Source organism: Bacillus sp. RZ2MS9, from assembly GCF_001816185.2.
GTDB classification, from domain to species: Bacteria; Bacillota; Bacilli; order Bacillales; family Bacillaceae_G; genus Bacillus_A; species Bacillus_A cereus.
Genome location: NZ_CP049978.1, coordinates 175,764 through 190,044 on the forward strand (window position 1 = coordinate 175,764; position 14,281 = coordinate 190,044).

Consider the following 14,281-nt stretch of genomic DNA (forward strand, 5'->3'; position numbering starts at 1 on the left):
AATGATATTTTCAGAATATATTTTATTTTAAGGTAATCGAAACGTTCCCCTTTTTATGTCCTTTTTCTACATATATATGAGCTTCAGCAATTTCTTCTAATCGGTAAGTTCTATCAATAACAGGCTTTAGCTTTTCTGTTTCAGCTAGTTGTTTTAGTAGGTTCATATCTTCTTTACTGACCTTTGCCATCATTCCGTTCACAGATACATATTTTCCATTAGGCATTAATGCATCTGTACAAAGAGACTTTTTATATTTTCCAACTGCATCAAATATAATATCATAGTGCTCGCCCCGCTTAGTAAAATCTTCTTTCATATAATCAATTACGTTGTCTGCCCCTAAAGCTGTTACTAAATCTAAATTCGAACTACTACAAATGGCTGTGACAGTCGCCCCGAAGTATTTCGCAAGTTGTACGGCAGCTGTCCCTACTGAGCCAGAGGCGCCGTATATAAGTACTCGTTGCCCTTTTTTTATCTGTCCTTTTCTAAGGAAGTGCAATGCTGAAGTTCCGCCAAAAGGAATAACGGCAGCTTCTTCATATGTCACATTGGTAGGTTTTAATGCTATTAATCCACTTTCATGCACGCATGTGTATTCCGCATAACCACCAAGGTTTAGTTCTGTTAATGCAAAAACTTGATCTCCTTTTTTAAATTGTGTTACATCTGTTCCAATGTCTTCGATTTCACCGGATAACTCTACGCCAAGTATAGGTTTTCTCGGTTTTCTGAAACCTAATATGATCCGCATAGGAATCCAAAATAAGAGGGGGCTATTAAAGCCACGTATTCTACAATCTCCAGTTGATACACTTGTTGCGTGAATTTTAACTAATACTTCATTTTTTTTAGGTTTAGGCTTTTCTACATTTTGAAGCTGGAGAACATTAGGTGGTCCATAATTTGTGCAAATAATCGCTTTCATCCTGACCTCCTGAAATGAGTTGTTATTATTTACATCATATTTAAACTTTTTCTCAAACATGTTGTTATATAGGAAATAAATTTAAAGATAAATATTACGAATTATATAGATTTCATAGGAAAAGAGATGATATTATTTTTGGGAAGGAGGGGACGTTATGAAAAAATTTATTTTAATTTCAAGTTTAGTACTTGCAGTCGGTCTAGGAGTAGGGTGTAGTAATGAGAAAACAAAAAAGACTGATGAACCGAAAAAAGAAGCTGTGCAGAAAGAAAAGGAATTAACAGCGAAGGATGTTTTTAATAAAGCGAATGAAGCTTTTAAAAACGAAGAAAATGTAACGATGACATATGATGTGGGAATAAAGGCTGAAGGAACAGAGATGAATGTAATAAAGGCCAAAATGCAACTAGAGCCGAAGAAAAAAAATTCTCGTTCTGAAATGAATGTTTCTGGTACAGAGGTTGTTGTGTATGATGTGGGTGGCAAAATTGCTGGTCAGTTGAAAAATCCTAATACGGGTGAAGTTATGTCTGTACCAGAGGAACAATTAAATGCTAACGGAATGAACGCGACTCAAGGAATGGTAGATAATTTAGAGATTCCATCGGAAATTTTAAATAAAGTGAAGATGGAGAAAAGTGGAGATAATTATAAGCTGAAGTTTGCATTAAAAGGGCAAGAGACAGAGAGTATGTTAGCTAGTATGGATGAAAAGCAGAAACAAATGCTACAAGGCCAAAATGCAAAGATAGAAGAAATAGATGGGGAATATATTATTACAAAAGATTTTAAATATGAATCAGCAAAGATAGATATGGTTATGAGTAGCAATGGTGAGGATAAAGCGCACATTATTACGGATGCAAAGTTTACATCGTATGATAAATTTGATCCAATACAATTGCCAGCAGCAAAGTAATCACTGTCAAGAGAGGTACCTGAAAGAACGGGTATCTCTTTTTGTTGCTAATAAGGAGAGTGTCCTTTGAAAAAAAGAAAGATAGCAGTGGTCATTGTCGCATATATGGTTTTGCTTGCAACGTCTGTACATACGTATAAAAAACAAATTGATCATCCTATTATGAGTGATGTAGGTAAATTGCTTCCGACGAAAATAAAACGTGTTGAAAGTGCTACGGAAGAGCACTCGTTAATAAAATTAGTGCGAGATGCAAAAGTTTCAGGAGAGAAAATTTCCATTGCAGGCATGCAACATAGCCAAGGAGGACAGACATATTATCCGAATGGCACGATGCTCGATATGAAAGGATATAATAAAATATTAGAATTTGATCCAGAGAAGAAGCGGATTACAGTTCAAAGTGGTGTCACCTGGAATGATATTCAGAAGAAAATAAATCCTTATGGCCTTGCGGTACAGGTCATGCAGTCTCAAAATATTTTTACTGTTGGCGGTTCATTAAGTGTAAATGTACACGGGCGTGATATTCGTCATGAGGCACTGATTGATACAGTAGATTCATTTAGATTGTTAATGGCAGATGGCACGGTACGTAATGTAAGTAGAGAAGAAAATGCAGAGTTATTTCCATATGTCATTGGGGGTTACGGTTTATTTGGGGTTATTTTAGATGTGACGCTGAAGTTAACAGATGATGAATTATATGAAATGCACACGAGAATGATAGATTATAAAGAATACGCATCTTATTTCAAAGAGAAAGTGAAAAGAGATGAGAATGTTCGTATGCACTTAGCACGTATTTCTGTTGCTCCAAATTCATTTTTAAAAGAGATGTATGTGACGGATTATACTTTGGCACAAAATCAAAATATGAGAGAAGAGTACAGTGAATTAAAGGAAGAAAATATTATAGCTGCACCAAAATTTTTACTTGGGTTATCACGTTATAGTGATTGGGGAAAGAATACATTTTGGGATATACAAAGAGGTTATTTTGAACGTACAGATGGAAAGTATGAGACGCGTAATAATGTTATGAGATCAGATAGTGCTTTTATGGAATATGAAAATCCAAATAGGACCGAAGTGTTACAAGAATACTTTGTGCCTATAGATGCTTTCACAGAGTATATAGATCATTTACGTAACGTATTAAATGAAGAAGAGTTTAATTTACTCAACATTACGATTCGTTACGTGGAAAAGAATGAAAATGCAGTTTTGTCCTATGCGAAAGATGATATGTTTGCGCTGGTTCTTTTGATTAACCAGGGACGCTCAGAGAGTGAGATAAAGAAAACAGAGGATGTCATTCGAAAGATGATTGATATTACTTTAAAGCATAATGGTAGTTACTATTTGCCGTATTATTCTTATCCAACGAAAGAGCAGTTAAAGAGGGCATATCCTCGCATTGAAGAATTTCTCAAGAAAAAGAAGGAAGTAGATTCAGAAGAGAGATTTGTGAATTTATTTTATAGGGAGTATACGAAATGACATATAGAAGATTTGTGGCTTCGCAAAGTATCATCATGATGGCAGGAAGTATGGTATTTCCTTTTTATATATTATTGCTTCGAAACGTTGGAAATAGCTTCTCGCAATTTGGCTGGGCGTATGGCTTATTTGCTTTAACATCAGCACTTGTATATCCACTAGTGGGAAAGGTATCTGATCAAGTAGGGGATAAAAAATTATTAATCATATACGCTTGGTCCATGGCAATCTTAATGCTTTGCTTTCCAATTGCCACGGAAGTTTGGCATGTGTATATTCTTCAAATTGTAATGGGCGTTTTAGGTGCTGTGCAGCGTAATACTGAGAAGACTTCGTTAGCACGAAAGGTTGCGCAGGAAAAGGCTGGTTATGAGATTGGAAAATACCATGTGTGGACATCCATTGGCGGAGCAGTAGCGGTTATTGCCACGGGATATTTAGTAGATTTCTTTACGATTGGTACAATTTTTTATATTGCATCTATTCTATATGTAGTGAGCGGGATTGTATTAAGTAGTAAAAAAATATAACTATTCCTATTTTCACCTTAATAACCTTTATTTGTTATACTAAAAGGGAATACAAAAGAAAAGGGGACAGTGCCTTTGATGAAATTTGTAGTTTTAGCTATTCTTACTTTGTTTTTGATTCCATGGACAAGAAGTAGTAGTAAGCTTCGAGCAGTGGATAAGAAGGGAGATAAGAAGGTTGTAAAGGGTAAGAAATCATCTATTTTAGTTATTCCTGTTTTATTTTGGATAGGTATTGTAATCTATGAATACTTTTGGCTAATTGATGATCGAGTAGATTCGATTCTTACTCATTATTCTGTTGCAGTAGCAATTTTAATTGGGCTTGTTTTATTTTCACAAGATCAAATAGGGAAATTAGAAGGTACATTAAAAGGACTTCTAATGTTTATTTTACTCGCAAGTTACGGCTACTTTGGTTATTTGCACGATATAGTAATCTCGCAAAAGAAATATGATTCTGTTGTTAAGGTAGAGAAAGATATTTCAGAGCCATTTACTGAAAATGACCAGCCGTTTACAGTGCCGCCAAAGACAGCGGAGAATAAGATGAAAAAAGTATTTGGTGATATTCCAAAAGTAGCTTATTTTGAGCTAGGAGAATTAACGCCACAAATGGTAAACGGCGAGGCTTTATATGTAGCGCCGATTGAAGTTTCAGGATTTTTTAAAGCGCGTAAAGCTGAGACAATTCCAGGGTACGTAACGATGTCAGGTACGAATCCTGATGCGGAAGCGAAACTGCACCTCGGTTATAAAATGAAATATGTGCCAAGCATGTTTTTTGGTAATAATTTAGAGCGTGTGGTAAGGCAAGCAGAACCAAATTTAATCTTTAAAGGAAAACCTAAATTTGAGGTTGATGATAAAGGAAAACCATATTATACAATGACGTATGGTGAATTTATTTCAGGAAGATCTGGATTTGAGGTAGAAGGTGTTGTCGTAGTAGATGCACAAACAGGTGAAGTGAAAAGATATGATAAAGGAAAGGCACCTAAATTTGTTGATGGTGTATTAAATCATGAGACTGCATCTACGTTAAATACGTACTTTGGCAAATATATTCACGGATTTTGGAATACGAAATTCTCGCAAACAGATATGAAAATTCCGACTGAGTGGGGAACGAAAGAAGGCGTGACCCCGATCTTTGGTAAAGATGGAACACTGTATTATTTTACAGACTTTACTTCTCCAAAAGAAGGAGTAGATTCAGCTCTAGGCTATTCATTAGTAGATGCACGCACAGGCAAGCTATATTACTATAATGGAAAAGAAGTAAAGGGGATTATGGATGGTTCAGCAGCTACAGAAGTAGTAGATAATTCCTTTAAGAGAGAGAAATGGCATGGGACAATGCCTGTCATTTATAACGTATACGGTAAACCAGCTTGGATTATTCCGGTTGTTGATGACGGAGGCCTAGTACGTGCGCATACAGTTGTATATGCTGCTAATGCAAAAATATTTGCGACAGGTTCTTCGCAGAAAGAAGCGCTTGAGAATTATAAAAACGTAATGAGCGGTAATGGTGATACATTTAGACCAACCTCAACAGGAAAAGAAGCACAAAAAGAAGGTATTGTACAACGTGTATATAAAGAAAAATCAGGTGAAAATACAATCGTGTACGTACTTTTAGAGAATGAACAAAAGGTATTTATGATACCGGTGAAGAAATTCCCATATGCTATGTTTACAGAAGTAGGAGACCCAATTCAAATTACATATTTAGATACGGGAGAGACGATGGCCTCGGTATCTAAATTTACGAATAGCAATGTGAAAAAATAAAGCGGTAGAATTTCTATCGCTTTTTTTACATTATGAAAGAGGAAAATGCACTGTACTTGACGTATGTTTATGATGTAACTATAATTGTTACGATTCAGTGTGTATAGGAAAGGGTGAATTGAAAAAGTGAATGAAGTTAATCACGAAATATATAAACCTGTAAAGGCAAACAGGTTGTGGATGATTCTTGTATTAGGGACACTTACGGCGATTGGGCCATTATCTATTGATATGTATTTGCCTTCATTACCGAAGTTAACGGATGACTTGCAAACAGGTGCATCCCTAGCGCAGCTTACATTAACAGCTTGTTTGCTTGGGTTGTCAGTAGGGCAATTATTTGTTGGCTCAATTAGTGATATTTACGGAAGACGCAAACCACTTATTATTGCTCTTATTATTTATGTTGCTTCTTCTTTACTTTGTGCTGTTGCGCCATCTATTTGGACATTAGTATTATTGCGCTTCCTACAAGGAGCTTCAGGATCAGCCGGGATTGTTATATCACGTGCGATGGTAAGAGATATGTACTCAGGTTCTGAAATGACGAAGTTTTTCTCACTGCTTATGTTAGTAAACGGAGCAGCACCTATTTTGGCACCGATTATTGGGGGGCAATTGTTACAGTTTACAACGTGGCGCGGTGTTTTCATCGTTCTTGGAGCAATTAGCGTATTCATGTTAATCTCAGCTACTTTTGTATTGCGTGAAACATTACCTCTTGAAGAAAGAGAAACAGGTGGTTTGTCAGGGACTTTGGCGACGTACGGAAAATTGTTAAAGGACCGTCTATTTATGGGATATGCATTGTCACAAGGATTAGTAACAGCGGCAATGTTTGCATACATTTCGGGCTCACCATTTGTGTTGCAGAACATATACGGAGCATCACCACAGCAATTTAGTTTATTCTTTGCGATTAACGGCATCGGTATTATTATTGCTAGTCAGGTAACGGGTCGTTTAGCGGGGAAAGTGAATGAGAAGACATTATTTGTTGCGGGTATTATTATCGCAGCTGTTGGTGGCCTATCTTTACTACTGACAATCGTACTAGGAATAGGTTTAATTGGTGTTTTATGTTCGTTATTCCTTGTCGTATCAAGTGTCGGGGTTGTATCAACAACTGGGTTTTCATTAGCGATGAGAAATCAGAAACAAGCTGCAGGAACAGCATCAGCTTTATTAGGTTTATTACAGTTTATTTCAGGAGCTCTTGTTGCTCCGCTAGTAGGTATCGGTGGAAGTAATACAGCATTACCGATGGGTATTGTTATTGCGCTTTGTGAAGTAGGAGCAGTGTTATGTTATCTATTTATGGCCAGAAGAAGTGAGAAGCAGTTTGAACTGCAGCAAAAACAAAATCTAGAGGCTTAACAAAAAAGAACTGATTCAAAGGGAATATTTGAATCAGTTCTTTTTTCATTTCTTTGAAATACCTCATACAGTTTTGTAAGGTGATGTAGTAAAGCATTGCAAAAGTTATTTGTATAAAGTGACGATACTGTGACAAACATGTTGGTATATATATTACGGTGTCGTCTTAAGTGTAAAAAGTAGGATGTTCTCGGTATAATAACAAGTGGAGATAAAAGAAACTATAATGAGTAATAGTTGTAGATAAAAGGAGAAGAAGAGATGAAGAAGGTTTTGGGTATTGCCGTAATGGGAGGAATGCTCCTTCTAGCAGGATGTAATGGAAATAAAGATACGAAAGAACCGAAAGAAAAGGTAGAGCAATCTACAGAACAAACAGAAGAGATGAAAGAATACCGTGCAGTACATGAAAAATACGATATGAAAATGAATAAAGAAATTAATAAAGCACTGCAGTTATTTGAAGTAGCAAAAGAAAAGGGCGGTAAGGAAATAACGACTGCTACATATAAAGAAGATGTGCAAAAGGTAACAACGAGCATGTTAGAAGATATTGATCATATACGTAAAGAAATTCGTGTTCCGAAGTCGAAAGAGCAAGAACATGAAGTATATGTTGGTTTCTTGAATGAATCGGAGCAAGCAATGAAAAAATTACAGAAGTTAGCTAAAGAAGAAGATTCATCGTTGATTCGTGATATAGAAATTAATTTTGCAACAGCATCGACATACTATAAACGTTTTCAAGCAGAAACGAAAAAATAACCTTGCCTGTGCAAGGTTATTTTTTCTTCTTACCATCTTCATCTTCATCCTCGGATACTAATACCTTCTGCTCTTCGTGAAATTCGGAAATAGTTTGCCCGGTAATATTATCGAAAGGAGTATAAAAAAAGTAATACGTTTCTTTTTAATAAAGAGTTTATAGAAGCCGATGATGACAAGTATAACGATTGTAAGGGTAATCCTATAGTAGCAAGAAGTAAGGAGTCCATCTTATAACTCCTTTAACATCATTTCTTTTTATTATAAGCTGAAAAATGTAATTTCGATAAATGGATTAAAAACTGATTTTTCTAAATATACCCAATTTGATTGACTTTTCATTTTTTCAGAATTATAATTCGAAATATACAATTTGAACCAAATAATAATATAGCAATTTACTTATCCAGAGAGGTAGAGGGACTGGCCCTATGACACCTCAGCAGCGGGTTCTGTAGTAGGAACACCGTGCTAATTCCAGCAAGCAAGTCTTGAAAGATAAGTGATGGGCCTTTGTTTATTAAGCCTTGATCTTATTTTTTAAGATCAAGGCTTTTTGTATTCTAAAAAGAGAAAAGGGAGTAATGGAAAAAGTACGTTCATAAAACTAAGTAAATATATGTGTTTAGGGGGTTATTGAAGTGTATGTAATTAAAAAATTATCAGTTATGGTGTTCACGCTATGGGTTATTACGACGGTGACATTTCTAATTATGCATATTATTCCGGGGGATCCATTTTCATCAGATGCAAAAATCTTTCCTGAAGAAGTGATCCAAAACATGAGAGCGAAGTATCACCTTGATGAACCGTTGTGGAATCAATATGTGGCTTATTTAGACGGTGTAGTTCATTTTGATTTTGGTGAATCTGTTCAATCAACCGGGCAAGGTGTATCAGAAATTATAACAACTGGCTTTGGTCCATCAGCAATTATTGGTCTACAAGCACTTGTTATTTCGTTGTTAGTCGGAATTGCTGCAGGTACATTTGCTGCTCTATATCATGGGAAAGTAATTGACTATAGTGTGAGTTTGCTCGCAATTCTAGGTATTTCTATTCCAAGTTTTATTTTAGCACCACTATTTATACAAGTATTCGCTATTCAATTCGAGCTTTTACCAGTAGCCTCTTGGGGAACATTCGAACATACAGTATTGCCATCCTTTGCGTTAGCGTTAGGGCCAATCGCAGTGATTACAAGGTTTGTTCGTTCTAATATGATCGAAGTACTGCAGAGTGATTATATTAAGTTAGCAAGAGCAAAAGGCATACCAATTAAGAAGATTATTATAAGACACGCTCTTCGAAATGCGATTGTTCCAGTACTTACATTTGTTGGACCGTTAATGGCTGGACTCTTAACGGGGACTTTCGTTATTGAAAAAATCTTTTCAATTCCTGGCCTAGGAAAATATTTTGTAGATAGTATTTTTAACCGAGACTATCCGGTGATTATGGGAACAACAATTTTCTATAGTGCATTATTAATTACTTGTATTTTCATTACAGATATTATTCACCGTATTGTTGATCCACGTATTCGTTCTATTACGTAAGGAGGGGGATGTTTAGATGGGGGCTTATGAAATTAATGACCAGTTATTAACAAATGAAGAGAAAAAAGAATTAACGATAAATAAAAATCAGCAAACGATTAGCAGAAAGAAAGAAGTGTTTCGTAAGTTTATATCGAATCCAATCGCAGTTTTAGGAACAGTGACGTTATTGCTAATTATTGTTTTCTCGCTTATTGGCGAAAGTTTAACTTCATTTACTGCGAGTGAACAAGTAAAAGAGGCAACAAATTTACCGCCGAGTAGTGAACATTGGTTTGGAACAGATGATCTAGGGAGAGATATTTGGGCACGTACTTGGGCTGGTGGGAAGATTTCACTAACAGTTGGATTAGTAGCAGCTGCCCTCGATATAGGGCTCGGTGTACTGATTGGTGGATTTAGTGGATATGTGAGAGGGCGTAATCGCCTTGGAACGTTAATTGATGAGTGGATTATAAGAGGAATTGAAGTATTATACGGCATCCCATATTTATTAATTGTTATTTTACTATTAATTGTTATGAAACCAGGTCTTTTCACCATTATTATCGCCCTTGCATTAACGGGATGGATTGGAATGGCTCGTCTCATTCGAGCACAAGTATTGTCTTTAAAACAACGAGAGTTTGTTATTGCAGCAGAGCGATTAGGTACATCACATATGAAAATTATATATGGGCATTTAATTCCGAATTTAACAGGGATTATTATCGTCAATTTATCATTTACAATTCCAGCAGCTATTTTTTCAGAATCATTTTTAAGCTTTATAGGACTTGGGGTACAATCACCAGCGGCAAGTTGGGGGACGATGACGAATGATGCACTCGGGACATTATTGAGCGGAGAATGGTGGCAGCTATTTTTCCCAGCAATCATGATTGCACTCATTATGTTCGCATTTAATGCAATTGGTGATGGTTTGCAAGATGCAATTGATCCAAAAATCGTCAAACGGAATCGAAAGGAGAAAAAACATGGGACAAATCTTATCTTTAGAAAACGTAACGTTAGCCGTTGAAAAAGAGAATAGTAAGCAAGCAATTGTGAAACATGTTTCCTTTTCTATTAACGAAGGTGAAATAGTTGCACTTGTAGGAGAAAGTGGTTCAGGAAAAAGTGTTACAGCACAATCCATTATCGGCTTGAATCAAGAATTAATTCATATCGATGATGGAAATGTATCTTTCCAATCAAAGGAATTAACGAATTTACAAGAATCAGAATGGAATCAAATTCGCGGAAAAGATATTTCCTTTATATTTCAAGATCCGCTTTCATCTTTAAACCCAACGATGAAGGTAGGCAAACAAATTACAGAAGTAATTTTGCAACATGGGAAAAAGTCGAAAAGAGAGGCAAAGGGAATTGCGATTAACTTGTTAACAGATTTAGGGATACATGAAGCAGAGAAACGCTTTGAACAGTACCCACATCAATTAAGCGGGGGGATGAGGCAGCGTATTTGTTTAGCAATTGCGTTTGCTTGTCATCCAAAGCTTGTAATTGCAGACGAGCCGACAACAGCGTTAGATGTAACGATTCAGAAACAAATTATGGGGCTATTAAAAGAAAGAAAAGAAAAACAAAATACGAGTATTTTATTAATTACACATGATTTGGCACTTGTACGTGAGGTAGCTGATCGAGTAGTTGTTATGTACGGGGGACGTGTTGTTGAAAAAGGAACGATACAGGAGGTAATAGGTTCTCCTAAACATCCATATACGAAAAGCTTATTACAAGCAATTCCGAATATGGATGTTTCCGAAAAGGTATTACGTGCTATAGAAGGAACGACACCTTCCATTGAAACATTAAATAGCTTTGGTTGTCCTTTTGTAAATCGTTGTCCAGTAGCCATAAAAGAATGTATTCATCGTTTCCCAGAGAGAACAACGTATTCTAAGGAGCATAGTTCACATTGCTGGCAGCATGTTCTGGAGCATAATAAAGCGAAATCAAAAGAGAAGGTGAATGCCTCATGACGACAGATTTAATTACTGTAAAGCAAGTAACGAAAACATATGGAAGTAAAAGTAAAGAAATCACAGCGTTAAAAGATATATCACTTTCTATCCCGAAAGGAACAACACTTGGCATTATTGGTGAAAGTGGTTCAGGAAAAACAACACTTGGAAAGCTCATAGCAGGGATTGAGAGTCCAACGTTTGGTGAAATTGATTATAACGGTCAAGTTGTTCACATGCTGAAGTCAGCTCATAAGCGAGATTTTTTACAGAAAGTACAGTTCATTTTTCAAGATTCTACAGCTGCATTAAATCCGCGCTGGAAAATACGCGATAGCGTAACGGAGGGTTATATTTCATTCGGTTTAGGTGATAAAGGATTGAAGGATAAAGTAGCGGGTGATGCCCTGGAGCGTGTTGGATTAGATAGAAGATATATTGATCGATATCCGCATGAATTTAGCGGAGGACAACGTCAACGTATCGCTATTGCAAGAGCATTATTGTGTGAGCCAGAAGTATTGATTCTTGATGAACCAATTTCAGCATTAGACGTTTCATTGCAAATTCAAATTGTACATCTGCTGCAAAAAATCCAAAAAGAACAAGGTTATACATATTTATTCATCGCTCACGATTTACCGATGGTTCACTATTTATGTGAAAAAGTAGCTGTCTTATACAAAGGAGAACTTGTTGAATTTGGAAATACGGACGAAGTATTCCGTAATCCACAACATTCTTATACAAAAACATTATTAGCATCAACACCAAAAATTTCAGGTTAAAGGAGAATGTAGGATGAAGAAGTTTTTACTGTTTGTCATTATGACTGTTTTAGCAATTACTTCTGTTGCTTGCGGTAAGAAAGAAACACCAAAGGCGAGTGCTGATAAGGGAGAAGGCGATCGATTAGTAACGAATATTAGTAGTGATCCATATACACTTGATTCTGCTATTGCAACAGATAGCACGTCAGGTTATATAATTGGGCAGTTGTTTTCAAGTTTATATACGCAAGATAGTGATGGGAAATATCAAAATGAATTAGCGGAGAAAGAAGAAGTAAATGATGATGGAACTGAATATACAATTCATTTGAAGAAAGATATTAAATGGTCAGATGGTTCGCCTATTACAGCAAATGATTTTGAATTTGCATGGAAGCGATTATTAAATCCAAAAACGGGTTCTATGAATGCGACAGAAATGTATTTTATTAAAGGGGCAGAGGCGTATAATACTGGGAAAGGTGAAGAGGGGCAAGTTGGTATTCAAGTTGTTGATCCTCAAACATTAAAGGTAACCCTTGAACACCCAGTTGCTTCTATTAAACAAAAACTAGCAAGCTCACTATTTATTCCATTAGCTAAAAAGTCGATTGATGATAATAATAAATTAAAAACAGATCCAAAAGAGTTAATTACGAATGGGCCATTCACGTTAAAAGAGTGGAAGCATAACCAGGCTATTACAGTACAAAAAAATAAAGAATTCTATGATAAAAAGGTAACTCTAAAAGAAATTGAGTTTCGTATTATTCCAGACTCTAAAACAGCGTATCAATTATTTAAATCCAAAGAATTAGATTTACTAAGTGGTTTACCACAAGAGATGATCGAAAAAGAAAAAGGAAATAAAGAATATAAGCGTGTTGCAGGTTTCTCTTCGTATATTTATTCGTTTAACGTAGAAAAAGAGCCGTTTACAAATGCGAAGGTACGTAAAGCATTTTCATTAGCGGTTGATCGTAAATTTATCGTTGAAAAATTGTATAAAAATAATGCGCAAGAAGCATATGCATTCGTTCCAGAAGGAGCAAAAACACAAAGTGGCCGTGATTTCCGTAAAGAAAAAGGTGATTACGTTAAATTTGATCCAGCAGAAGCGAAAAAGTTATTAGAAGAAGGCATGAAAGAACAAGGCTGGTCTACATTACCTGAAGTAACATTAAAATTCACTACAGATACACAACATAAAAAAGTAGCAGAAGCAATGCAAGAAATGTTTAAGAAAAATCTTGGCGTAGATATTAAATTAGAAAATAAAGAGTGGAAGAGTTACATCGACACATACAAGCAAAGTGATTTCCAATTAGCTTATATGGGATGGGGCGGCTCTTTATTAGATCCAATTACTAAACTAGATTTATATGCAGGTGATGGTCCGAATAACTATGCAAAGTGGCATAATAAAGAATTTGACGCTTTAATAAAAGAAGCAAAAGTTGAACAAAACGAGGATAAGCGCTTTGAATTATTACATAAAGCGGAAGATATTATGTTTACAGATTCACCATTAATCCCAATTATTTTCCCAAGTGCCTCATATTTACAAAAATCATCAGTATCTGGTGTCCAATTCATTATTGGTTCTAGTCCAGAATTAAGATACGCAAAAATTAAAAAATAAAGAAGTAGGCAACCGCCTACTTCTTTATTTTATTTCTCTTTTGTATTCTTTTTTCGTTCCATCAGAGAAGACAACTTCTAAATCAAATTTTTGATAGTCTTTATCAAGTTTGAACACGTTCACTACTTGATCGATTACTTCTTGGTCAGCAGTATTTTTATCAAATTTTAATTCTTGTAAGAGTGGGCTTAATTTTGTGATAGCCTCGTCTCCTGTTAATTTTACATCTGCTTTATGATCTTCAATTTTTGCTTCCATTTTCTTATCAGCTGCTACATTTTTATAGTCTGCTTCGTAGTCTTTCTTTGTATCTTGGTAGTCTGCCTTTAAATCGAATTCATTGAAGTTTAGTTTTAAATCTGCAGGAGCCTCATTTTTTGCTTCTTCAGTCGTCTTTTTATTAGAAGTTGTGTCTTCTTTTGCAGGAGCTTTACATCCTGTTAATGCAGGTACTAGCATAAGAGCTAATAAAACTGATAGTAGAATTCTCATTATAAATTCCTCCTTATGTAAAT

At 35.7% G+C, this 14,281-nt stretch carries 13 protein-coding genes, 1 pseudogene and 1 riboswitch; of the genes and pseudogenes, 11 read left to right on the forward strand and 3 right to left on the reverse strand.

Annotated elements, in window-relative coordinates:
- Positions 1–22: 22 nt before the first annotated feature.
- Positions 23–931, reverse strand: coding sequence for an NAD(P)-dependent alcohol dehydrogenase (locus BHV55_RS01025; RefSeq protein WP_070757048.1), 909 nt, complete (start codon positions 929–931; stop codon positions 23–25).
- Between the two features lie 157 nt (positions 932–1,088).
- Between BHV55_RS01025 and BHV55_RS01030 the strand changes: the two genes are divergently transcribed.
- The 6 genes from BHV55_RS01030 to BHV55_RS01055 all read left to right on the forward strand — a co-directional run bounded on the left by BHV55_RS01030 (position 1,089) and on the right by BHV55_RS01055 (position 7,825).
- Positions 1,089–1,853: a DUF6612 family protein gene (locus tag BHV55_RS01030; protein WP_000713522.1), complete on the forward strand. Its 765-nt coding sequence runs from the start codon at positions 1,089–1,091 to the stop codon at positions 1,851–1,853.
- Positions 1,854–1,919: 66 nt separating this feature from the next.
- Positions 1,920–3,356: an FAD-binding oxidoreductase gene (locus BHV55_RS01035; RefSeq protein WP_070757049.1), complete on the forward strand. Its 1,437-nt coding sequence runs from the start codon at positions 1,920–1,922 to the stop codon at positions 3,354–3,356.
- Positions 3,353–3,886, forward strand: a complete 534-nt coding sequence (locus BHV55_RS01040) for an MFS transporter (RefSeq protein ID WP_000222367.1) — start codon at positions 3,353–3,355, stop codon at positions 3,884–3,886. The genes BHV55_RS01035 and BHV55_RS01040 overlap by 4 nt, the downstream gene beginning before the upstream one ends.
- A 78-nt stretch (positions 3,887–3,964) precedes the next feature.
- On the forward strand, positions 3,965–5,683 hold the full coding sequence (locus tag BHV55_RS01045) for a DUF3981 domain-containing protein (protein WP_070757050.1): 1,719 nt from the start codon (positions 3,965–3,967) through the stop codon (positions 5,681–5,683).
- 117 nt (positions 5,684–5,800) lie between these two features.
- Entirely contained in the window at positions 5,801–7,060 is a 1,260-nt protein-coding gene (locus BHV55_RS01050; RefSeq protein WP_246874077.1) for a multidrug effflux MFS transporter, read from the forward strand.
- Positions 7,061–7,321: 261 nt separating this feature from the next.
- Positions 7,322–7,825 (forward strand): hypothetical protein, encoded by a 504-nt coding sequence (locus tag BHV55_RS01055; RefSeq protein WP_000756517.1) that lies wholly within the window; start codon positions 7,322–7,324, stop codon positions 7,823–7,825.
- A gap of 16 nt (positions 7,826–7,841) precedes the next feature.
- On the opposite strand, the pseudogene BHV55_RS01060 reads toward BHV55_RS01055, so the two are convergent.
- Positions 7,842–8,055: pseudogene (locus tag BHV55_RS01060) on the reverse strand (DUF3951 domain-containing protein).
- 169 nt (positions 8,056–8,224) lie between these two features.
- Positions 8,225–8,330: riboswitch (SAM riboswitch) on the forward strand.
- 136 nt (positions 8,331–8,466) lie between these two features.
- On the opposite strand from BHV55_RS01060, the gene BHV55_RS01065 reads away from it, so the two are divergent.
- The 5 genes from BHV55_RS01065 to BHV55_RS01085 are packed head-to-tail and all read left to right on the forward strand — an operon-like array spanning position 8,467 to position 13,766.
- The gene (locus tag BHV55_RS01065; RefSeq protein ID WP_000289322.1) at positions 8,467–9,384 is read left to right on the forward strand and encodes an ABC transporter permease; all 918 of its coding nucleotides are present in this window, start codon (positions 8,467–8,469) and stop codon (positions 9,382–9,384) included.
- A 16-nt stretch (positions 9,385–9,400) separates the two neighbouring features.
- Entirely contained in the window at positions 9,401–10,405 is a 1,005-nt protein-coding gene (locus BHV55_RS01070) for an ABC transporter permease (protein WP_000501529.1), read from the forward strand.
- Complete coding sequence (locus BHV55_RS01075) at positions 10,362–11,372, forward strand: ABC transporter ATP-binding protein (RefSeq protein ID WP_000529797.1); 1,011 nt, start codon at positions 10,362–10,364, stop codon at positions 11,370–11,372. Before BHV55_RS01070 ends, BHV55_RS01075 begins: the two co-directional genes overlap by 44 nt.
- Positions 11,369–12,142 carry an ABC transporter ATP-binding protein gene (locus BHV55_RS01080; RefSeq protein WP_000205679.1) on the forward strand — a complete coding sequence of 258 codons (774 nt, stop codon included), beginning with the start codon at positions 11,369–11,371 and terminating at the stop codon, positions 12,140–12,142. Before BHV55_RS01075 ends, BHV55_RS01080 begins: the two co-directional genes overlap by 4 nt.
- Before the next feature lie 13 nt (positions 12,143–12,155).
- Positions 12,156–13,766 (forward strand): peptide ABC transporter substrate-binding protein, encoded by a 1,611-nt coding sequence (locus BHV55_RS01085; protein WP_070757051.1) that lies wholly within the window; start codon positions 12,156–12,158, stop codon positions 13,764–13,766.
- 24 nt (positions 13,767–13,790) lie between these two features.
- On the opposite strand, the gene BHV55_RS01090 is transcribed toward BHV55_RS01085, so the two are convergent.
- Positions 13,791–14,258, reverse strand: a complete 468-nt coding sequence (locus tag BHV55_RS01090) for a YusW family protein (RefSeq protein ID WP_001221553.1) — start codon at positions 14,256–14,258, stop codon at positions 13,791–13,793.
- Positions 14,259–14,281 lie beyond the last annotated feature (23 nt).